At 67.9% G+C, this 20,757-nt stretch carries 21 protein-coding genes and 1 riboswitch; of the genes, 6 read left to right on the forward strand and 15 right to left on the reverse strand.

The window, feature by feature from the left end; genetic code table 11:
• Positions 1–4 precede the first annotated feature (4 nt).
• From BJY20_RS00150 to BJY20_RS00215, 14 genes are all read right to left on the reverse strand, one after another.
• A complete protein-coding gene (locus BJY20_RS00150) occupies positions 5–883 on the reverse strand; it encodes an NYN domain-containing protein (protein WP_185989663.1) in 879 nt (292 codons plus the stop codon).
• A gap of 20 nt (positions 884–903) precedes the next feature.
• Positions 904–1,647 carry an SDR family oxidoreductase gene (locus tag BJY20_RS00155; protein ID WP_185989664.1) on the reverse strand — a complete coding sequence of 248 codons (744 nt, stop codon included), beginning with the start codon at positions 1,645–1,647 and terminating at the stop codon, positions 904–906.
• A gap of 41 nt (positions 1,648–1,688) precedes the next feature.
• Positions 1,689–2,132, reverse strand: coding sequence for an alternative ribosome rescue aminoacyl-tRNA hydrolase ArfB (gene arfB / locus BJY20_RS00160; RefSeq protein WP_185989665.1), 444 nt, complete (start codon positions 2,130–2,132; stop codon positions 1,689–1,691).
• Positions 2,133–2,217: 85 nt separating this feature from the next.
• The gene (gene sfnG, locus BJY20_RS00165; RefSeq protein WP_185989666.1) at positions 2,218–3,333 is read right to left on the reverse strand and encodes a dimethylsulfone monooxygenase SfnG; all 1,116 of its coding nucleotides are present in this window, start codon (positions 3,331–3,333) and stop codon (positions 2,218–2,220) included.
• A 2-nt stretch (positions 3,334–3,335) separates the two neighbouring features.
• Positions 3,336–3,854 carry a flavin reductase family protein gene (locus tag BJY20_RS00170; RefSeq protein ID WP_185989667.1) on the reverse strand — a complete coding sequence of 173 codons (519 nt, stop codon included), beginning with the start codon at positions 3,852–3,854 and terminating at the stop codon, positions 3,336–3,338.
• Between the two features lie 244 nt (positions 3,855–4,098).
• Positions 4,099–4,188: riboswitch (SAM riboswitch) on the reverse strand.
• Between the two features lie 543 nt (positions 4,189–4,731).
• The gene (locus tag BJY20_RS00175) at positions 4,732–4,968 is read right to left on the reverse strand and encodes a FitA-like ribbon-helix-helix domain-containing protein (protein WP_185989668.1); all 237 of its coding nucleotides are present in this window, start codon (positions 4,966–4,968) and stop codon (positions 4,732–4,734) included.
• Between the two features lie 165 nt (positions 4,969–5,133).
• Entirely contained in the window at positions 5,134–5,550 is a 417-nt protein-coding gene (locus tag BJY20_RS00180; protein ID WP_185989669.1) for a type II toxin-antitoxin system VapC family toxin, read from the reverse strand.
• Positions 5,547–5,816: a FitA-like ribbon-helix-helix domain-containing protein gene (locus BJY20_RS16565; protein WP_185989670.1), complete on the reverse strand. Its 270-nt coding sequence runs from the start codon at positions 5,814–5,816 to the stop codon at positions 5,547–5,549. Before BJY20_RS16565 ends, BJY20_RS00180 begins: the two co-directional genes overlap by 4 nt.
• A gap of 38 nt (positions 5,817–5,854) precedes the next feature.
• Positions 5,855–5,992, reverse strand: coding sequence for a hypothetical protein (locus tag BJY20_RS00190; protein ID WP_185989671.1), 138 nt, complete (start codon positions 5,990–5,992; stop codon positions 5,855–5,857).
• A gap of 1 nt (position 5,993) precedes the next feature.
• The gene (locus BJY20_RS00195) at positions 5,994–6,509 is read right to left on the reverse strand and encodes a putative immunity protein (protein ID WP_185989672.1); all 516 of its coding nucleotides are present in this window, start codon (positions 6,507–6,509) and stop codon (positions 5,994–5,996) included.
• Positions 6,510–6,525: 16 nt separating this feature from the next.
• Complete coding sequence (locus tag BJY20_RS00200; RefSeq protein ID WP_185989673.1) at positions 6,526–6,921, reverse strand: VOC family protein; 396 nt, start codon at positions 6,919–6,921, stop codon at positions 6,526–6,528.
• 42 nt (positions 6,922–6,963) lie between these two features.
• A complete protein-coding gene (locus BJY20_RS00205) occupies positions 6,964–7,296 on the reverse strand; it encodes a VOC family protein (RefSeq protein ID WP_185989674.1) in 333 nt (110 codons plus the stop codon).
• A 74-nt stretch (positions 7,297–7,370) separates the two neighbouring features.
• Positions 7,371–9,737 carry an ATP-binding cassette domain-containing protein gene (locus BJY20_RS00210; protein ID WP_185989675.1) on the reverse strand — a complete coding sequence of 789 codons (2,367 nt, stop codon included), beginning with the start codon at positions 9,735–9,737 and terminating at the stop codon, positions 7,371–7,373.
• 26 nt (positions 9,738–9,763) lie between these two features.
• Positions 9,764–10,378, reverse strand: coding sequence for a TetR/AcrR family transcriptional regulator (locus BJY20_RS00215; protein WP_185989676.1), 615 nt, complete (start codon positions 10,376–10,378; stop codon positions 9,764–9,766).
• Between the two features lie 89 nt (positions 10,379–10,467).
• On the opposite strand from BJY20_RS00215, the gene BJY20_RS00220 reads away from it, so the two are divergent.
• The 6 genes from BJY20_RS00220 to BJY20_RS00245 all read left to right on the forward strand — a co-directional run bounded on the left by BJY20_RS00220 (position 10,468) and on the right by BJY20_RS00245 (position 19,365).
• On the forward strand, positions 10,468–11,961 hold the full coding sequence (locus tag BJY20_RS00220) for an aldehyde dehydrogenase family protein (RefSeq protein WP_185989677.1): 1,494 nt from the start codon (positions 10,468–10,470) through the stop codon (positions 11,959–11,961).
• Between the two features lie 61 nt (positions 11,962–12,022).
• The gene (gene betA / locus BJY20_RS00225; protein WP_185989678.1) at positions 12,023–13,783 is read left to right on the forward strand and encodes a choline dehydrogenase; all 1,761 of its coding nucleotides are present in this window, start codon (positions 12,023–12,025) and stop codon (positions 13,781–13,783) included.
• Positions 13,780–15,804 carry a choline BCCT transporter BetT gene (gene betT / locus BJY20_RS00230; RefSeq protein WP_343062712.1) on the forward strand — a complete coding sequence of 675 codons (2,025 nt, stop codon included), beginning with the start codon at positions 13,780–13,782 and terminating at the stop codon, positions 15,802–15,804. The genes betA and betT overlap by 4 nt, the downstream gene beginning before the upstream one ends.
• Positions 15,805–15,958: 154 nt before the next feature.
• A complete protein-coding gene (locus tag BJY20_RS00235; protein ID WP_185989679.1) occupies positions 15,959–16,405 on the forward strand; it encodes a MarR family transcriptional regulator in 447 nt (148 codons plus the stop codon).
• A gap of 35 nt (positions 16,406–16,440) precedes the next feature.
• Positions 16,441–17,643: an MFS transporter gene (locus BJY20_RS00240; protein WP_185992379.1), complete on the forward strand. Its 1,203-nt coding sequence runs from the start codon at positions 16,441–16,443 to the stop codon at positions 17,641–17,643.
• 90 nt (positions 17,644–17,733) lie between these two features.
• Positions 17,734–19,365, forward strand: a complete 1,632-nt coding sequence (locus tag BJY20_RS00245; protein ID WP_185989680.1) for an AMP-binding protein — start codon at positions 17,734–17,736, stop codon at positions 19,363–19,365.
• Between the two features lie 116 nt (positions 19,366–19,481).
• On the opposite strand, the gene BJY20_RS00250 is transcribed toward BJY20_RS00245, so the two are convergent.
• On the reverse strand, positions 19,482–20,726 hold the full coding sequence (locus tag BJY20_RS00250; RefSeq protein WP_185989681.1) for a mechanosensitive ion channel: 1,245 nt from the start codon (positions 20,724–20,726) through the stop codon (positions 19,482–19,484).
• Between the last annotated feature and the right edge of the window lie 31 nt (positions 20,727–20,757).

A 20,757-nucleotide genomic window follows, 5' to 3' on the forward strand; every position in this document is an offset into this window, starting at 1 on the left:
CGGATCACGGCTTCCCCGAGGTCTTGACCGTGGTCTTCTTCTTCGCCGTGGTCGTCCTGGGCGTGGACTTCTTGGCGGTCGACTTCGCGGGTTCCGCTGTCTTCTTCGACGTGCTGGCCCCGCCGCGCCTGGTCCGCAGCCGTACCTGGATCATCGACGACTCGTTCCTCGTCTCGAGGTAGGGCTGCTCCTCGACGAGCGTGGACAACTTCTGGTGGCCGAAGGCCCGCGGGTCGAAGTCGGCGTGCGCCCGCGACAGGTGCTGACCGAGGGTGCCCAGCGTGCTCCACCCGTCGTCGCCGGAGGTGGCGTTGATGGCCTTGGTCAACGCCGACTGAAGGTTGATCGACGTCTCGGGGGCCTCGTGGTCATCGGCCGAGGTGGGTGTGCTTGCCCGACCGCCGCTTTCCACCCGGTCGGTCTCGTCGCGGGACTGCTCCTGCAGCAGCTCGAGGTAGATGAACTGGTCGACGGCTCGACGAAGGGACTCGGGCGTCTTGCGCATGCCCAGTCCGTAGACGCGCTTGCCGGACTCGCGCAGACGGGTGGCCAGACGGGTGAAGTCGGAGTCGGACGAGACGAGGGCGAAGGCCTCGACGTGTCCCTGCCACAGCAGGTCCATCGCGTCGATGATCAGCGCCGAGTCAGTCGAGTTCTTGCCGACGGTGTAGGCGAACTGCTGTACCGGCTGGATCGCGTTGCGCTGCAGCTCGCCCTTCCACCCACCGAGCTGGGTGGTGGTCCAGTCGCCGTAGGCACGCTTGACCGTGGGCGTGCCGTACTTGGCCAGCTCCTCAAGGACCGCTGCTGTGTGCTTGCTGGAGACGTTGTCGCAGTCGATGAGCACGGCGATGCGGGTGGAGGTACGGGGGTCGGCATCCATGTCGGCAACCTACCGCCGGCTCAGCGCGCCTGCCCCGCCAGCCACTCGCTGAATGTCTGTCGGCCCAAGGTCGTGCCCGCACGGGCAATGAGCGTGCCGTCCCGCATCGCCCGACCGAAGCCACCGGGGAAGGGCACCTCGATGACGCGGCTGCGCCCCCCTTCGTGGTCGATCACCCGGCGGGCCAGGTCCGCCACCCTCAACTCCTGCGGGCCGGCGATCTCGGGGCCGACGCCCTGCGGTTCCTGCTCCGCCACGTCGACGAGCAGGCCGGCGACCTCACTGGCCGCAACCGGCTGGGAGCGCATCCTGGGGATGGCGTAGACCGGCCCCGCCTTGGTCCGGGCCATCATCTGCTGCGCGAACTCGTGGAACTGGCCGGCTCGCACGACGGTGCCGATGGTTTGGTCGAGGACGAGCTCCTCCTGGACCCGCTTTCCTGCGTAGTAGGAGAAGGGAGCGGTTTGGGCTCCGATGACAGAGATGGCGATGTGGTGGCGCACCCCGCATCGCCGACCGGCAGTCACCAGGTGCTGTGTGACCGTGCGGAAGAAGTCGATGGACGTGCGGGCCGAGATCGTCTGCACCGAGGTGGCGTCGATGACCGTGTCCACTCCGGTGAGGCGTTCGTCGATCCCGGTGCCCTCGTAGAGGTCGGCTCCGGTTCGTCTGGAGAGGACCACCGTCTTGTGCCCACGAGCGCGTGCAGCGGCGACGACGTGGTGGCCGACCACGCCGGTGCCTCCCGCGATGGCAATCCTCATGGGTCCATCCTCCTGCCACGGTGGCTTCCTGCCAACGGGTGCTAGTCGTCCCTCGGCGTCGCTCTGTTCTGCTTGATCACTGCCCGCCGACGCTTGGCGGCCAGCCGGCGACGCTGGGAGCCACGGGTGCGTTTGGTCGCGCGCCGTGATGGGGGAGGAGGTGCGAGAGCCTCGCGCAGCAGGGAGGCCATCCGCTCCCGTGCGGCCGTGCGGTTGCGGCGCTGGGACCGGTGCTCCGCAGCGTCGACGGTCAGGACCGTGCCGACAAGGCGGCTCGAGAGGTGAGCAAGGACGCGGTCGCGTTGGCGATCGGTCAGGGCGCTTGCCGTTCCCACATCCAACGAGAGCTGGACACGCGAGTCGGTGGTGTTCACGCCCTGACCTCCGGGCCCGCTGGCCCGGCTGAACTGCTCGGACAGGTCCGAGCCGGGGATGGCGATGCCGTCGGGGACCCCCGGACCGGGAGGGACGCGGAGCTCGTTCACCTGGTCAGGATGTCACTCCTGCACCAGCGCGACCTCGAGCGGAGGCGGGGCGTGCAGTGCGCGTCCCAGGTGCCGATCGCGCCGGTCATCGGGCGGCGCCGACGAGCTGGTCGGCGGACCGCAGCTCCTCGGGCAGGTTCTTCTCGAGCTCGCGCACGATCGGGATGACCTGCCTGCCGAAGTGCTCGACGTCCTCCCGGACGTGGAGGAATCCGGTGAGCATGAGGTCGATGCCGACCTTCCTGTACTCGATGATCCGCTCGGCGACCCGCTCAGGAGTGCCGATGAGGCCCGTCCGGAACCCGTCGTTGTACTGGACGAGGTCCTTGAACTCGCTGTCGGCCCACATGCCCTTCTTGTCGGCCGTCGCACTGCCCGCCTGCTTCACGGCCTCACCGAAGTCGTTGACCTTGTCCACGTTCGCCTTGGCAATGATCTCGTCGACGACGGCCAGGGCCTCCGCCTCGGTGTCGCGCACGACGGCAAACCCGTTGAGCCCGAAGCGCACTCGTCGCCCGTGCTTGGCGGCCTGCTCGCGCACGGACTGGACCTGTTCGGCGGCGCCCTCGATGGTCTTGCCGTTCATGAAGTACCAGTCGGACAGTCGGCCGGCCATGGCCTGGGCCGAGGTCGAGTTGCCGCCCTGGAAGATCTCCGGGTTCGTCTGCGGCTGCGGCCGGAAGGTGACGTCGCGCGTGCGATAGAAGTCCCCGCGGTAGGTGAAGTCCTCCTCGTCCCACAGCCCACGCAGGACCTCGATGAACTCCTCGGCCCGGCGGTAGCGCTCCTCGTGGTCGAGCCAGTCCAGACCGAGGTCGGTGTACTCCTTCTTGAACCAGCCGGAGACGACGTTGAGAGCCAGTCGGTTGCCGCTCGTCGCCTGGCCCGTCGCGGTCAACTTGGCGAGGAGGTGGGCCGGCCACTGGCCCGGGTGCACGGCGGCAATGACCTTCAGCCGCTCCGTGGCGGCCAGCAGGTCGAGGGAGAAGGAGACGGACTCGTGCTGGGCATCAGCGCCGTAGGACGCGAGGTAGCGCACCTGGGTCAGGGCGTAGTCGAAGCCGACCTGCTCGGCGGTGCGGGCCACATCGCGGTTGTACTCGGGGGAGTGGTCGGTGCGCTGCTCGATGTCGGAGACGACGAGACCGCCAGAGACGTTGGGCACCCAGTAGGCGAAGTTCAGGGGGTCGGAGGAGGTCATGGTCAGGCTCCGTTCGGGGTCGTGGTCAGCGTGGTCAGGGGGTAGTAGCCACCGGCGTGGTGCACGAGTGGCCGGCGGTCGGTGATGTCGGCGGTGTCGACGCGCGCGACGGCGATGAAGCTGTCGCCCACGTCGACGAGGTCGACGAGATGGGTGACGAGGCGGGCTGCGACGCCGTGGACCTGGGGGAGGCCTCCGCCGTCCAGGGACCACGTGCCGTCGTCGATGAACCGGCGGTCCCGGTCGCTGGCGAACCGACTTGCGACAGAACGCTGCTCGTCGGACAGTAGGTGCAGTGCGGCCCTGCGGGAGCGGCTGATGGGCGCCAGCGAGCTCGACGTCTTGGAGATGTTGAAGCTCACGAGCGGTGGATCGACCGAGACGGAGACGATCGAGATGGCGGTGAAGCCGACGTGTCCGGCGGTGGAGCTGCCGGTGACGACCCAGGTGCTCGCGGCCGCGCCGCGGAAGGCATCACGCAGATCGAGTGGCTCGAGGACGTCGGCGAGGGGCGTGCTCATGGTTCCTCCTCAGGAGGTGTGGGTAGGCAGGCATGGTTGCGGCGTGGCCGGGCCATGTCAGGACGAAGGGGGCTGCGCAGCGCGGTCGAGGCGGCAAGAGGGCAGCGGGGGCGGCTGTTGTCAGACGGCGCGACAGGCGCTGACGCCGCGTCGCATCAGGTCGACGGCGCGGCGACTGAAGAGCGCCTGCCCGTGGGCAGGACGCAGGGGAGTGGTCACAGCGGACACGGAGTGGTGCATCGATCCTCCATCGATCCTGGCGTGAGCACCTGCCCCCGGAGGGTGGTTGCTGCGGCGTCGTCGAGCCAGATCTCTCGGCCGCTCTGGATGGGTGCGTCCAGTAGAAGCCCACAACGGCTCGCTGGTCAACTCGTGTCTCGTCAGGTGGGCCGGGGACCCACCGCCGGACAGTGATCGCGTCATGCTCCGCAGGATTCTCGACGGCCCCGCGAAACCGTTGCGGCGCAACGATGATGGCTGGACACCGACAACCCATAGCGAGGGAGTGGCATGGACCGAGGCATGACGAATCACGACGTCGACGGGACCAGCCACATCGAGCTCACCGGACGGAGCAGCGGTGCGCCCACCGCACGAGAGCTGCCGGTGCCCGAAGGTGATCTCCGTTGACGGACAGACCGCTCGTGCGCAGCCTGTCGGCACGTTCTGCGGAGGCGACGACGAAGGTCTTCAGACCACCTTCGATGAAGTGCGCCGCGTACATGGCTACTTGGCCAGGCGACGAACAGGGGGGCCGGGACAGGATCAACTCACATCAATAATGACATAATGTGGATTATCGGCGTTACGTCGACGTGGGCTCGGATTCCGTTACTGCCTCAGCACGACGACAGGACGCTGCGCCTTGTCCTGGCCCTCAGAATCCGTCAGGCGTGAAATCGACCTGCGTCGGCGGAGCCAGCGCCTCCTTCGACACGATCCGCCGAGCCGATGCGTACAGGCCCATCACGGAGTCATCGTCCGGGGCTTCACCGCGAGTCGCTGCCGTCAGGATCTCCGCGGCCTCGGCCTCCATCGTGCGGCCGTGGCTGTTCGCGAGTTCGGTGAGCTTGCTCTCGACGCCGTTGTCGAGGTTCTTGATCGTGAATGTCATGTAGATCACCACCTGACGACCAACCTACCTGTACCGGATGCGCCTGTGCCCCCTTCTCGGCGCTGCCACGCCCGGACCCCGAAGACGAGGCCCTCCGACACCATCATCGATGGAATCAATCCCCTCGCTCCTTGCTGACGATGGGTGCCATGGATGTTGCTGTCGTCATCGCCATGGATCGACGAGCTCGAGACCCAGACCCCCGAAATCGCGGATGTTGCGTGTAGCCAGTCCGACGTCATGTGCAAGGCAGGTGGCCGCGATCAGCGCGTCCATGGTCGCGATGGGCCGTCCCGCCCGACTGCGAGCGCCCATCACGCGCCCGAACTCGACGGCCGCACGCGCGTCGAAGTGGAGCATGCGCTCATCGCCCACCCTGCGGAAGAAGGCGTCAAGTGCGAGCTCAAGCCCGAAACGGCGCGATCCCCCGGGGAGGCGTTCGACCCCATGGAAGAGCTCTGCTGCCGCAACGGTGGGCACGGTGATGTCCCCATCGTCAACGAGGGACCCCCAACGAAGCACCTGGCTGTCCGGGTGAACCTTCATCAGCTCGGACACGACGTTGGTGTCGACTGCGATCATCCGAACTCGTGCCCCGAGAAGTCGACCCTCAGCGCCTCAACTTCACGATGTGGCAATTCCAGATCAACCTCAACATCGACGCCGCGTCTGGCCCAGTAGAGGTCCATGAGCGCATTCGGGGAGCGCTCCCCCCGGCCGGCGGCTGCCGCGAGGATGGTGCGCACCTCAGCCTCCATCGACCGCCCATGACGGGCAGCCAGGAGCCTCAACTCGTCGCGCACGGAGTCGTCGAGATTTCGAACCGTAATTGACGCCACTGCAATCACTCCCTGACAGCAATGCTAGCACTTGACTCCGGTGCGCCTCAGACCCGACGCCACATCTCCCACGCCGTGCCCCGGCGCCTTGTGCCGGCGAGCGACTCGACGTGCTCGATCAGACGACTCGTCCGGTCCGCCTCCCCATCGCCGGTCACCGCTCCCCCTTCGCCCTTGGCCGTCATCTCAGCACTCGAAGACCGACCAGCAGATGTCGTTGCGCCTGTGCTGGTCCTCGAGCACGAGCGCACGAATGTCGGTGTGCAGCTGATCGCGCTGCCACGAGCACTCCCGGCGACCGGCCCGGTCGGCTTCGCCCTCGGGCACTGCTGCCCGCACGGCCTTGATCGCATAGGCAGCCGCCCCGAGGTCGTGCTCCGCGACGTGACCGACGCAGGCAGCCTGACCGGCGGCGTAGGCCGCGAACCGGGCCGCTCCGGTCAGGTCGCGTGCAGCACCCATCGCGTGTCCTCCCGCCGCCCGAGCGTCCATCATCGGCAGCTCCCCGCGGGTCCACGCCCGTGCCGCCGCGATGGCCTCGCGCGGGCGAACGTCATCCGGACGAACTGCTTCGAAGAGATGCAGGACGTGCTCGGCGCACGCAGCGGCCCACAGCGCCAGCAGGTGGTGATCGGCGTCCGCGAGCGTCCCACCACGACGGATCGTGACCATCCGTGGGTCCCGCACCTGGGGCAGGATCACCGGTGGCCCTTCGAGATCATGACTCCGCGACCTCCCGGGCCGAGCGCAGGATGCAGAACTCGTTGCCCTCCGGATCGACGAGGACTACCCAGCCAGAACCCGGCCCGTACTCTCCGCGGAGGTCAGCGATCAGCGTGGCTCCGGATGCCTTCACCCGCTCGACCTCCTCGTCACGGGACACGTCCCGTGGACGCAGGTCGAAGTGGAGTCGGTTCTTGACCTCCTTCGCCTCCGGGACCTCGATGAAGAGGATCGTGTGTCCCGTCCGGGGGTCCTGGATCATGCACTCCTGGTGACCGGGCGCGTTGGGGTCGCCCTCGATGTCGGTGTAGCCGAGCAGGGCCTTCCACCACTGCGACAGGTCATAGGCGTTGCGGCAGTCCACGGACGTGTGCGAGACAAGACAGCTCATGAACTCATCCTCACCGGCACGGTTGATTCGGGACAGCCATTTTCATTCAGCCGAGGTGTCGATGACGCAGAACAGATTCCCAGCCGGGTCGGTGAGGACGACGAAGTCGGCGTCGTCGGGGTACTCCCACTCAACTCGTGCGGCTCCGAGTGAGACCAGTCGTTGAACCTCCTCCTGCTGTTCCTCGGCACTGTCGGTCCACAGGTCGAGGTGAGTGCGGTCGTTCTCGTCCAGATGCACTCTGGTGGAGGCGGACCCCACAGGTCGGAGGAAGTCCGGGTTGGCCTCGTACTCGTACCCGAGCGCCTCGCTCCAGAACGCGGAACCGCGCGTGGAGTCGGACACGTGCAGGACGATCGCGCCGATGCGAAGCATCCTGCGACGCTACTCCCCCACTCCCCTGCTTTGGGCCCACGTGCAGCTGCCCCAGTACTCGGGCGACGGCCCGCTCAGACCGTGGCGCCGACGTAGTCGGCCAGGTGCTCCCCCGTGAGCGTCGCGCGGTCCTCGACGAGCTGGCGCGGAGTGCCCTCGAAGACGACCCGGCCACCGTCGTGGCCGGCCCCCGGCCCGAGGTCGATGATCCAGTCCGCGTGGGCCATCACCGCTTGGTGGTGCTCGATGACGATGACGGACGTGCCGGAGTCGACGAGTCGGTCGAGCAGACCCAGCAGGTTCTCCACGTCGGCCAGGTGCAGCCCGGTGGTCGGCTCGTCGAGGACGTACACCTCCCCCTTCTCCCCCATGCGCACGGCGAGCTTCAGGCGCTGGCGCTCACCGCCGGACAGGGCGGTCAGCGGCTGCCCGAGCGTCAGGTAGCCCAGGCCGACATCGACCAGGCGGGTGAGGATCGTGTGGGCGGCCGGCAGGCTCGTCGGTCCGTCCTTGGCGAAGAAGGCCTCGGCCTCACTCATCGACAGCTCGAGAACGTCGGCGATGTTCTTGCCGGCCAGCTCGAATTCCAGGACCGCGTCCTGGAACCGCCGCCCCTCGCAGTCCTCGCACGGCGACTCGACCGTCGCCATGACCCCGAGCTCGGTGAAGATCACGCCCGCGCCGTTGCACGTCGGGCAGGCGCCCTGCGAGTTCGAGCTGAAGAGCGCGGGCTTGACGTCGTTGGCCTTGGCGAAGGCCTTGCGCACCGGCTCGAGGAGTCCGGTGTAAGTCGCGGGGTTGCTGCGCCGCGAGCCCTTGATCGCGGCCTGGTCGACGATGACGATGTCGTCGCGGTGATCGAGGGCGCCGTGGACGAGCGAGCTCTTGCCCGAGCCTGCGACACCGGTGACGACGGTCAGGACGCCGAGCGGGATGTCGACGTCGACATCCCGGAGGTTGTGGGTGTCGGCGCCACGGATCTCCAGCGCATCCGTGGACCCGCGCACCGTCTCCTTCAGCCGGACCCGGTCGTCGAGGTGCCGACCGGTGAGCGTGTCGCTGGAGCGCAGCTCCTCGACGCTGCCCTCGAAGTTCACCTCTCCCCCCTTCGACCCCGCCAACGGACCGAGGTCGACGGCGTGGTCCGCGATCGCGATCGTCTCCGGCTTGTGCTCGACGACCAGGACGGTGTTGCCCTTGTCCCGCAGGCGCAGGAGCAGGTCGTTCATCCGGGCGATGTCGTGCGGGTGCAGCCCGATCGTCGGCTCGTCGAAGACGTAGGTGACATCGGTCAGGGACGAGCCGAGGTGGCGGATCATCTTCGCGCGCTGCGCCTCTCCCCCGGACAACGTTCCGGCCGGCCGGTCCAGTGACAGATAGCCCAGGCCGATCTCGGTGAAGGAGTCGAGCAGGTGGCGCAGGCCCTTCAGCAGCGGCTCGAAGCCCGGCTCGTCGAGGTCACGCACCCACTGGGCCAGGTCGTTGATCTGCATCCGGCACAGGTCGGCGATGCTCTTGCCGTTGACCGTCGACGACCGGGCCTCCGGCGTCAGGCGCGTGCCCTCGCACTCCGGGCAGATCTGGAAGGTCACCGCCCGCTCGACGAAGCGACGCACGTGCGGCTGCATCGCCTCGTGGTCCTTCGAGAGCATCGACTTCTGGATCTTGGGGATGATCCCCTCGAAGGTGAGGTTGATCCCCTCGACCTTGATCTTGGTCGGCTCGGACCAGAGCATCGTCTCGAGCTGTTTCTTCGTGAACGTCGCGATGGGCTTGTCCATCGGCAGGCCCATGCCCTCGAAGAGGCGCCCGTACCAGCCGTCCATCGAGTAGCCGGGGACCGTGAGTGCACCCTCGCGCAGCGACTTGCTCTCGTCGTAGAGGGCGGTGAGATCGATGTCGCTCACCTGCCCCATGCCCTCGCAGCGCGCGCACATGCCACCGAGGTAGACGGCCTGCTTGACCGCCTTCTTCTCCACGCGCCCGCCGGACTTCTCCGTCGACATCATGCCGCTCGCCTTGCGAGTGGGGACGTTGAAGGAGAAGGCCGTCGGCGGTCCCACGTGCGGCTGCCCGAGCCGGGAGTACAGGATGCGCAGCATCGCGTTGGCATCCGTCGCGGTGCCCACGGTCGAGCGTGGGTTGGCGCCCATCCGCTCCTGGTCGACGATGATCGCCGTCGTCAGCCCCTCGAGGTTGTCGACGTCCGGCCGTGCCAGTGAGGGCATGAAGCCCTGCAGGAAGGCGCTGTAGGTCTCGTCGATCATCCGGCGCGACTCCGCCGCGATCGTGCCGAAGACGAGCGAGCTCTTGCCCGAACCCGACACCCCGGTGAAGACCGTCAGGCGCCGCTTCGGGATGTCCAGACCGATGTCCTTGAGGTTGTTCTCCCGAGCCCCCTGGACACGGATGAGGTCGTGGCTGTCGGCGACGTGCGTCATGGTGTCTCCAGACGAAGGGGACGGGATTACTCGTCCGATCCAAGCAGATCGGCGCCGCCCTCCCCCACCAACGAGGCGACGAGGGTCCGGGCGACGAGCTCGCCGCGGGCGATAGCGGTCTCCTGGTCGCCACGCAGCATCCCGGTGATCGTCCCGAGGTAGGCGACGGCGACCTGGTCGGCCAGGTCCTGCGCTCGGTCCTCGCCGGCGACCTCGCCCGCGAACGCGCGCAGTCGGGCGTGGAGCAGCTCGTCCTCCGCCTCGAGCATCTCCACGATCTCCTCCGAGGGGCGATAGATCGCGGCAGCGGTCCCACTGAATGCGCACCAGCGCTCCGCGAGCCGCTCGCGCTGGTACGTGCGCAGCGCCGGGAAGATCGCGAAGAGACGGCCGGTCGGCGAGTCGGCCGCCTCGATCGCCGCATCCCACGCCTGTGTCCAGTCCGTCAGCCGGCGCTCGAGAGCTGCCGCGATCAGACCGTCCTTGTTGCCGAAGTTCGAGTACAGCGTCGCTGCCGAGGCGCCCGCGCGCTTGAGCACCACGTCCACGGGGGTGAGCACGACTCCGTCGACGAACATCAACTCCTCGGCCGCGGCGAGCAGGCGCTCCCGGGCCGGGCGCTTGCGGGCGTGGCTGATCATGGACACACCCTAACCGTAACGCGCGTTTCGATTAATAGTGAAACGTGCGTTACGGTCGACGAGTTCCCGAGCCGACCCAAGGAGTCCCCATGACGACGCTGCACATCGCCGGCGAGTGGCGCACCGCCGCCTCCGGTCAGACCCGAGAGATCACCTGCCCCGCGGACGGGTCCGTGGTCGTGACCGTGGACGAAGGGGGCGTGGCCGACACCCAGGACGCCGTGAAGGCCGCACGGGTTGCCTTCGACAACGGCCCGTGGTCGAAGACCCCGGCCCCCGAGCGGGCCGCACTGCTGCACCGTCTTGCCGACCGCCTCGAGGACGAGCTCGACGACGTCGCTCGCCTGGAGTCCCAGGACACCGGCAAGCGGCTCGTCGAGGCCCGCATGGACATGCAGGACATCGTCGCGGTCTTCCGCCACTTCGCCTCACTGGCGCAGGCCGAGGCCGGTCGGGTCGTCGACCCCGGCACCGCGGACGTCTCCTCCCGGATCGTCCACGAGCCCGTCGGTGTGTGCGCGCTGATCACGCCCTGGAACTTCCCGCTGCTGCAGACGGCATGGAAGGTCGCGCCGGCGCTGGCCGCGGGCAACACCTTCGTCCTCAAGCCCAGCGAACTCACCCCGCAGACCGCCATCTGGCTCGTGCGCACGCTCGTCGAGGAGGGCCTGCCCGACGGCGTGGCCAACCTCGTGCTGGGCCCGGGCTCGACGGTCGGCGCCACCATGACCAGCGCGCCGGAGGTCGACCTCGTCTCCTTCACCGGCGGCCTCGCGACCGGACGCACCATCATGGCGGCCGCCGCAGCCACGGTGAAGAACGTCGCGCTGGAGCTCGGTGGGAAGAACCCGAACATCATCTTCGCCGACGCCGACATGGACGCCGCGATCGACAACGCCCTCACGGCGATCTTCCTCGACTCGGGGCAGGTCTGCTCGGCCGGCTCCCGCCTGCTCGTGGAGGACTCCGTGCACGACCGGGTCGTCGACGAGCTCGTGCGTCGCGCGAAGACCATCCGGATGGGTGGTCCCTTCGACGAGGCCGCCGAGACCGGACCGCTCATCAGCGAAGAGCACCGCCGGAAGGTCGAGGCCTACGTCGAGGCGGCTCTCGCCGAGGGCGCCGTGCTGCGCTGCGGCGGCGAGCGCCCCGGTGGCGACCTCGCCGTCGGCAGCTACTACCCCCCGACGATCCTCGACGGGTGCACCGCCGACATGTCGTGCGTCCAGGACGAGTCCTTCGGGCCGGTCCTGACCGTCGAGACCTTCACCGGGGACTCCCCCGAGTCGGTCGAGGAGGCTGCCGTCTCCCTCGCCAACGACACGATTTACGGGCTCGCCGGCGCTGTGTGGACGCAGAACGCCGGCCGGGCCGAGCGGGTCTCGCGCCGACTGCGCCACGGGACGATCTGGATCAACGACTTCCACCCCTATGTCCCGGCAGCGGAGTGGGGAGGCATGAAGCAGTCCGGCATCGGTCGCGAGCTCGGTCTGACCGGCCTGCACGAGTACCAGGAGAGCAAGCACATCTGGCACAACTCCCGACCGGCCACCACCGGTTGGTTCGGCAACGACCAGGACTGACCAGCCCGAGAAGCACTGACCACACACGCGTTCGCCACACGCACGACACGGGAAGGACCCCATGAATAAGCGCTACGACTACGTCATCGTCGGAGGAGGATCGGCCGGCTCCGCCCTGGCCAACCGCCTCAGTGCCGACGAGAGCACGAGCGTGCTCGTCCTCGAGGCAGGACGGGCCGACTTCATCGCCGACCCTCTGATCCACATGCCGGCCGCCCTGATGTTCCCCGCCGGCAACCCCCTCTACGACTGGGCCTATGAGACCGAGCCCGAGCCGCACATGGGCGGCCGTCGCGTCAAGCACGCCCGGGGCAAGGTTCTCGGCGGCAGCTCGAGCATCAATGGCATGATCTTCCAGCGCGGCAACGCGGGTGACTTCGACAAGTGGGCCACCTTCGAGGGCATGGACCACTGGGACTACGCCCACTGCCTGCCCTACTTCAAGCGCATGGAGACCACGACCGCCGGTGCCGACGCCTGGCGTGGTGGGGCCGGTCCGCTCACCCTCGAGCGTGGGCCCGCCTCCAGCCCCCTCTTCCAGGCCTTCTTCGAGGCGACGGACCAGGCCGGGTACGCCCGCACGGACGACGTGAACGGCTATCGCCAGGAGGGGTTCGCCCCCTTCGACCGCAACGTCTCCAAGGGCAGCCGGATCTCGGCCTCCCGCGCCTACCTGCGGCCCATCCGCGACCGCAAGAACCTCGATATCACCACCCTGGCGACCGTGACGAAGCTGCGCTGGCAGGGCACTCGCGTCACCGGTGTCGACTTCCTGCGCGCTGGCAAGCGAAAGCACTCCGTGGACGCCGGCGAGGTCATCCTCTGCGGTGGGGCCTTCAACACGCCACAGCTGCTGCAGCTGTCCGGTGTCGGTGACCCGCAGACACTGCGTGCCGCGGGCATCACTCCGCACGTCGACCTGCCCGGTGTCGGTGAGAACCTGCAGGACCACCTCGAGGTCTACCTGCAGCACGAGAGCCTGCAGCCGGTCTCGATCGCTCCGTGGCTGAAGAAGTGGAAGGCGCCCTACATCGGCGCAGAGTGGCTCTTCCTCAACCGTGGCGTCGGTGCCTCGAACCACTTCGAGGGGGGCGGGTTCATCCGCACCAACGACGACGTCGCCTACCCGAACCTGATGTTCCACTTCCTGCCGATCGCGGTGCGCTACGACGGCACGGCCGCGGGCGGGAAGCACGGCTACCAGGTGCACATCGGCCCGATGAACTCCGATGTGCGCGGTCACGTGCGGATCAAGAACGACGACCCGTTCACCAAGCCCGGCATCGTGTTCAACTACCTGTCCACGGAGCGTGACCGCCAGGAATGGGTCGAGGTCGTGCGTGCCGCGCGGCACATCCTCGACCAGCCGGCCTTCGCCCCCTTCGACGGGGGTGAGCTCTCCCCCGGCCTGGGTGTCGAGACCGACCAGGAGATCATCGACTGGGTCGCCCAGGACGCCGAGACGGCCCTGCACCCGTCCTGCACCGCAAAGATGGGCACCGACGAGATGTCCGTGGTCGACCCCTCGACGATGAGGGTGCACGGCACGCAGGGCCTGCGCGTCGTCGACGCCTCCGTCTTCCCGACCATCACCAACGGCAACATCTACGCGCCGGTGATGATGGTCGCGGAGAAGGCTGCCGACCTGATCGCCGGCAACACTCCCCTGGCCGCCGAGCACCCGCCGGTCTACCGCGCGGGTGAGGGCATGCCACTCCACCCCGAGGGCGACCCGCGCAACACCGCCTGGGACGCCCGTGATCACCTGCCGAGCGCCCTGCGCGCCATGCAGACTGCTCCGACGAAGGGAGATGACCAGTGAGTGCGAACGACACCTCGATCGACCCCCAGCTGACTGCGGAACGCCCCAGCACACCCCGCCTGAAGACCACCGTGCTCGCGGTCTCGGGAGTGATCATCGCCCTCATCGCCGCTTGGGCGCTGATCGCCCCGGGTGCGGCGGAGAGCACCTTGGGGAGTCTGGTCACCCGTATCGGTGATTGGTTCGGCTGGTTCTACATCACACTGGCGACGGTGGTGCTCGTCTTCGTCATCTACGTCGGCGTCCGCTACGCCCGCGTGCGGCTGGGCGATGACGACGACCGACCCGAGTTCTCCACCTTCGCGTGGGCCTCGATGCTCTTCGCCGCCGGCATCGGCACAGACGTGATGTTCTTCGCCGTCGCCGAGCCCGCCTCCCAGTTCCTCGCCCCCCCACAGGGTGAGGCAGGGAGCGTGGATGCGGCGCGGGAGGCGACCGTGTGGACCCTCTTTCACTACGGCATCACCGGCTGGGGCATGTACGCACTCATGGGCATCGCCCTGGGCTACTTCGCGCACCGCAAGAAACTGCCCCTGGCCGTCCGCTCCGCGTTGTACCCGATCTTCGGCAAGCGCATCCGCGGACCGATCGGTGACACGGTCGACATCGCCACCGTGCTCGGCACCATCTTCGGTGTCGCCACGTCCCTGGGCATCGGTGTCGTCATGCTCAACGTCGGTCTGGGCGTGATGTTCGACGTCCCGCAGGGCATCCCCGCACAGGTGGGACTCGTCGTGCTCGCTGTCGCCGTGGCCACCGTCTCCGCGACCACGGGCGTCGACCGCGGTATCCGCATCCTCAGCCAGCTCAACGTCATCCTGGCCATCCTGCTCGCGCTGTGGGTCCTCGTCACCGGCAGCACGACATTCCTGCTGCGGGCGATCACGATGAACGTCGGCGACTTCATCTCCATGTTCCCCGGGATGACCCTGGACACGATGGCCTACGACCACCCGGCCGAGTGGATGAACCTGTGGACCCTCTTCTTCTGGGCATGGTGGGTCGCCTGGGCGTCCTTCGTCGGGATGTTCCTCGCCCGCATCTCCAAGGGCCGCACCATCGGACAGTTCGTGTTCGGCACCCTCACCATCCCCTTCAGCTACATCGTCATGTGGGTCTCGATCTTCGGCAACTCCGCCGTCAAGCAGATCGCCGACGGCGATGCCACCTTCGGCGAGCTGGCGATGAACCAGCCCGAGCAGGGCTTCTACACCCTGCTGCAGCAGTACCCGGGAGCCTTCTTCCTGGTCGGGCTCGCCACCTTCGTCGGGCTGCTCTTCTACGTCACGTCCGCCGACTCCGGTGCGCTCATCATGGCCAACCTGACGTCCGACCTTCCGGACAGCCAGACGGATGCTCCGGCGTTCCTGCGGGTCGTGTGGGCGGTCGCGACCGGCGTCCTGACCATCGCGATGCTCGTCGTCGGTGGGATCGTCGCCCTGCAGTACGCGACGATCATCATGGGGCTGCCCTTCGCGATCGTGATGATCCTGGTGATGGTCGGCCTGCACAGGGCGCTGGAGGTCGAGCGGACCAACTTCGACGCCGCCCGGCTGTCACTGGCCACGCATCTGGCCGGTCAGGAGATCCAGCACCAGCTCTCCTGGCGCCAGCGGCTGTCGCACGCCTTCGGCACCGTGAGCATCCAACGGGCCAATGAACGTCTGGCGAGCGTGGTCGTCCCCGCGTTGGAGGAAGTCGTCACGGAGATGGAGTCGCAGGGCCGTCTGGCCCACCTCGAGGTTCGGCACGGGGACGCGAACACCCCCTCCTCGGCGGAGCTGGTCATCGGCGAGGGGGAATCCCCCTTCGTCTGGTCCGTGCGCGCTCGCCCCGGGCCGGCGCCCTCCTACGGCGTGCGCATGATCGAGGCCGACGACCGCACGACGCGGCTCGACGTCGCGCTGCCCAGCGGCGGCGGCTACGACGTCTTCCCCTACAGCGGTGAGGAGATCTGTCACGACGTGCTGGATCACTTCGAACGCTGGACCGTTGCGGGGACGTTGACCGAACAGATCTGAGCCATCTCCCGCCGGGACCGGGGCAGTGACCACGACGTGGTCACTGCCCCGGTCCTCTTCGTGCCCCGGCTCTCTGCGCGGCGAGCTACTCCCCCGAGCATCGGCAGGGAGCGTCGAATTGCATATACATAGGACCCCTATGTAACGTTGACGCGTGCCCCACGACGAGTTGTCCACCGCCAGCGATCTGGTGACCCACGCAGCGCGCCTCGTACGCGCATCGCGACAGCACATCCACTCCACTCCCCCGGCCGGAGTGCGCGTCCTCTCTCTCCTGGACGAGCACGGGCCCTGCGGCGTGGGTCAACTCGCGCAGCTCGACCGCACCTCCCAGCCGACGATGTCCGGCCTCGTCAGGACGCTCGTCGAGCGCGGCTGGGTGACCAAGGAGAGCGACCCCGACGATGCGCGGGCCACCCTCGTGGCCTTCACCCCGGCCGGTCGTGAGGCCTTGGCCGTCATACGCGAGCGCAACGCGATGGCCGTCCTCACCGCAGTCCGGGAGCACCCCACACTCACCCCCGAGGACCTCACCACTGCAGTGAAGGTGCTGCACGAGGTTCTCGAGGCCACCGCACACCAGCAGGAAGGCCAGCAGTGACGTCCCCAGCAACACCCTCGACCGAGAGCCCCTCGATGTGGAAGCAGCCACGCGCAGTGTGGGCCGTGGCCTTCGCCTGTGTCATCGCCTTCATGGGCATCGGCCTCGTCGACCCCATCCTCAAGCCGATCGCCGACGAGCTGGGCGCCAGCCCGAGCGAGACCTCGCTGCTGTTCACCAGCTACATGGCGGTCATGGGCGTCGCGATGCTCATCGCCGGCTTCATCTCCTCTCGCATCGGAGCCAAGCGCACGCTCCTCGCCGGCCTCGCGCTGATCATCGTTTTCTCCGCACTGGCAGGGATGTCGGACTCCATCGGTGCCATCGTCGGCTTCCGTGCCGGGTGGGGCCTGGGCAATGCGCTCTTCGTCGCCACCGCACTGTCGACCATCGTCGTGGCCTCCGCCGGCAGCGTCGGCCAGGCCGTCATCTTCTTCGAGGCGGCCCTGGGTCTCGGGATCGCCGTGGGGCCGATCGTCGGCGGCCAGCTCGGCGCCATCTCCTGGCGCGCCCCGTTCTTCGGTGTCGCGGCCCTGATGGTCATCGCGATCGTCGTGACCGCCTTCCTCCTTCCGCCCACTCCCCCGTCGGGCCGGCACACCTCCCTGGCCGACCCGATCCGGGCCCTGAAGCACCCGGGTCTGCTCACCGTGGCCCTGACCGCGCTCTTCTACAACATGGGCTTCTTCACCCTCCTCGCGTTCGCCCCGTTCCCGCTGGACATGGGCGCCTCGCAGGTGGGCTGGATCTTCTTCGGCTGGGGTCTGTTGCTCGCCATCAGCTCGGTCCGGACCGCGCCGTGGCTGCAGCGCCGCTTCGGCACCATCCCCTCGATCCTGGGTGCCCTGACGTTCTTCGCCGCCGACCTGGCGATGATGGCCCTCTTCGTCGAGTCCACGACCGTCCTGATCATCGGGATCGTCATCGCCGGTGCCTTCCTCGGTGTCAACAACACCCTGATCACCGAGGCCGTCATGGGCTCGGCGCCCGTCGAGCGCTCCGTTGCCTCCTCGGCCTACTCCTTCGTCCGCTTCTCCGGTGGCGCCGTTGCCCCGTGGGCGGCCGGCCGACTCGGCGAGGAGGTCAACATGAGTGCTCCGTTCTGGATGGGCACCATCGCCGTCCTCATCGGTGTCGCGATCTTCGCGTTCGGCTCACGCCATCTGCGCCCCGGGCCAGCACCGACGGCGCACAGCGCCACCGAGGGTGAGGCCGTGCTGGTCGGCGACGCCGACTGAGACGGGCAGATCACGCATCGGGCAACCACCCCGGCACGAGTGGCAAGGTTGGGGACGTACCGCATCGTCGCGAACACGCAAGGAGTCGTTGTGACCGCACCCGCACACCCCTCGTACACCTCGGGCATCTCGAACACTCCCCTGCTCGGGGACACCATCGGGGCCAACCTCGAGCGCACCACCGCCACACACGGCGACCGGGAGGCCATGGTCGACGTGCCCTCCGGCCGTCGCTGGACGTACACGCAGCTGCTCGCGGACGTGGACGCACTCGCCAAGGGCCTGATGGCGAAGGGGGTGGTTGCCGGTGATCGAGTCGGCATCTGGTCGCCGAACTGCCCCGAGTGGACGCTGCTGCAGTACGCCACGGCGCGCACGGGCGCGATCCTGGTCAACGTCAACCCGGCCTACCGCTCGCACGAGCTGACCTACGTGGCCCAGCAGTCGGGTATGCGGATGCTCGTCAGCGCCACCACGCACAAGACGTCCGACTATCGATCGATGGTCGAGGAGGTGCACCCGCAGGTGTCCTCCCTGACCGAGATCGTCTACATCGGTGACTCGTCCTGGGACGACCTCGTCGCGGCCGGCGGCGCGGTCACCGACGAGGAACTGGCCGAGCGTGGGGCGGCTCTCACCCCGGACGACCCGATCAACATCCAGTACACCTCGGGCACCACGGGTTTTCCCAAGGGCGCGACCCTGAGCCACCACAACATCCTCAACAACGGCTACTTCGTCGGCGAGATGATCGCCTACACCGAGCAGGACCGCATCTGTATCCCGGTGCCCTTCTACCACTGCTTCGGCATGGTCATGGGCAACCTCGCGGCCACCTCGCACGGTGCCTGCATGGTCATCCCGGCCCCCTCCTTCGACCCGGTCGCGACCCTCGATGCGGTCGTGCAGGAGCAGTGCACCTCCCTGTACGGCGTGCCGACGATGTTCATCGCCGAGCTGGACCTGCCGACCTTCGCCGACTACGACCTGGGCAGCCTGCGGACCGGGATCATGGCCGGGTCCACGTGCCCGGTCGAGGTCATGAAGCGTGTCGTCGCCGAGATGAACATGTCCGAGGTGGCCATCAGCTACGGCATGACCGAGACCTCACCGGTCTCGACGATGACCCGGATGGACGACGACCTGGCCCGGCGCACCGAGACCGTCGGTCGCTCGATGCCGCACATCGAGACCAAGGTCGTCGACCCGGTGAGCGGCGTACCGCTCCCCCGCGGCGAGGCCGGTGAGCTGTGCACGCGCGGCTACAGCGTGATGCTCGGCTACTGGGAGCAGCCGGACAAGACCGCCGAGGCGATCGACGACGCGCGGTGGATGCACACGGGTGACGTCGCGACGATGGACGAGCACGGCTACGTCAACATCGTCGGGCGGATCAAGGACCTCGTCATCCGAGGCGGGGAGAACGTCTACCCCCGCGAGGTCGAGGAGTTCCTCTACACCCACCCGTCGATCGCCGACGTGCAGGTCATCGGCGTCCCCGATGACAAGTACGGCGAGGAGCTCATGGCGTGGGTCGTCCTCACGGCCGGTGCGGAGTCGCTCACCGCCCAGGAGGTGCGCGACTTCGCCACCGGGAAGCTGGCCCACTACAAGATCCCCCGGTACGTGCACGTCACCCAGGAGTTCCCGATGACGGTCACGGGCAAGGTCCGCAAGATCGAGATGCGCGAGCGTGCGGGCGAGATCCTCGGGCGGGAGTAGGCACAGGAGGAGGGGAGCCTCCCCGCGGAGGCTCCCCTCGTGCGTGCCCCGGCACGCGCGAAGGGCGGGCACCGGGACGAACCCGGCACCCGCCCTTCGTCAGGTGCGGCGGATGATCAGAGCTGCTGGTCATCCTTGCGCGACTGCGCCTCGGCGTTGGCCGAGACACGGTCGAGCTGACGGGCGGCCGCGTCGCGACCACCCAGGCCGAAGGCCAGGGCCGCTGCTGCAGCGCCACCGACGACGAGGGCGCCGAAGCCGAGCTCGATGATCGAGTCGGCGATGCCCATGTACTTCAGGCCCATGGCGACGAAGAGCACGATCGTGGCGTACTTGACGATCGTCGCGCCGATGCCGGAGAGCAGCTTCGCCAGCAGGCTGGCGATGAAGAAGCCGGCCGCGATGATCGCGCCACCGAAGATGACCTTGCCGCCGAGCTCGATGACCTCGCTGAGGAAGCTCGTGATCTGCGGGAAGTGCAGCAGCTCCGCCGCCATGACGGCGAAGAACAGCACGATGCCGATCTGGGCGACCTTGGCAATGGTCGGCACGACCTTGGTGCCCTCGGGCAGGACATCCACGGAGGCCAGCTGACGGTCGACACCGACACCGTCGAGGACCTGCTGGAGCAGGTCACCGGCGAAGCGCGCGATGAAGACACCCAGGGCGAGCACGATGCCGGCCGCGAGGACGTTCGGGATGGCGTCGAAGATCGTCTGGAGCATCTGCTCCGCGGGCTGCGAGATGGCCCGGATACCCAGGATCTGCAGGGCGGAGATCGCGACGACGATCATGATCAGCGCGTACAGGACGGTGCCGATCGTTTTCGGAAGGGAGCTGGCGATGCCGTCACCGGCCGGCTGCGCGTTGGGCGGGGGCGGCGTGGCGCCCTCGGTCTGGGCCGACGGGCTGCCGGGGATGTTGCTGGCGGTCGACCCGGCCTTCGAGAACCACTTCTCGAACGGGACGGCGCCCAGTGCTGTCTCGACGAGCTGGCGCACGACCTTGGCCAGGAGTGCACCGACGACGAAGACGACGATGGCGCCGATGAGGTTCGGCAGGAAGCCGAGCACACCATCGAGCAGCGACTGGATCGGTGCGAGCGCGGCGCTGAGGCCGAGGAGCTGGAGCAGAGCCACCAGGCCGAACATCCAGGCCAGCAGGGATCCGATCGAGCCGAGGGTGGATCCGATGCTGGCGCCGTCGGCGCCGGACTTCTGCAGGGCAGGCACCTTGGTCGCGAGCTTGGTGAAGACCGACTTGATGACCATGGCGATGATCCACGTGACCACCAGGATGGCCACGGCGGCGAGGACCGTGCCGAGCAGGGATCCCCAATCAGTATCGTCGAGGAAATCCATGATTGAGCTCCTATGTGACGTGGGTTTGAAC

This window comes from Janibacter cremeus (assembly GCF_013409205.1).
Lineage (GTDB): Bacteria > Actinomycetota > Actinomycetes > Actinomycetales > Dermatophilaceae > Janibacter > Janibacter cremeus.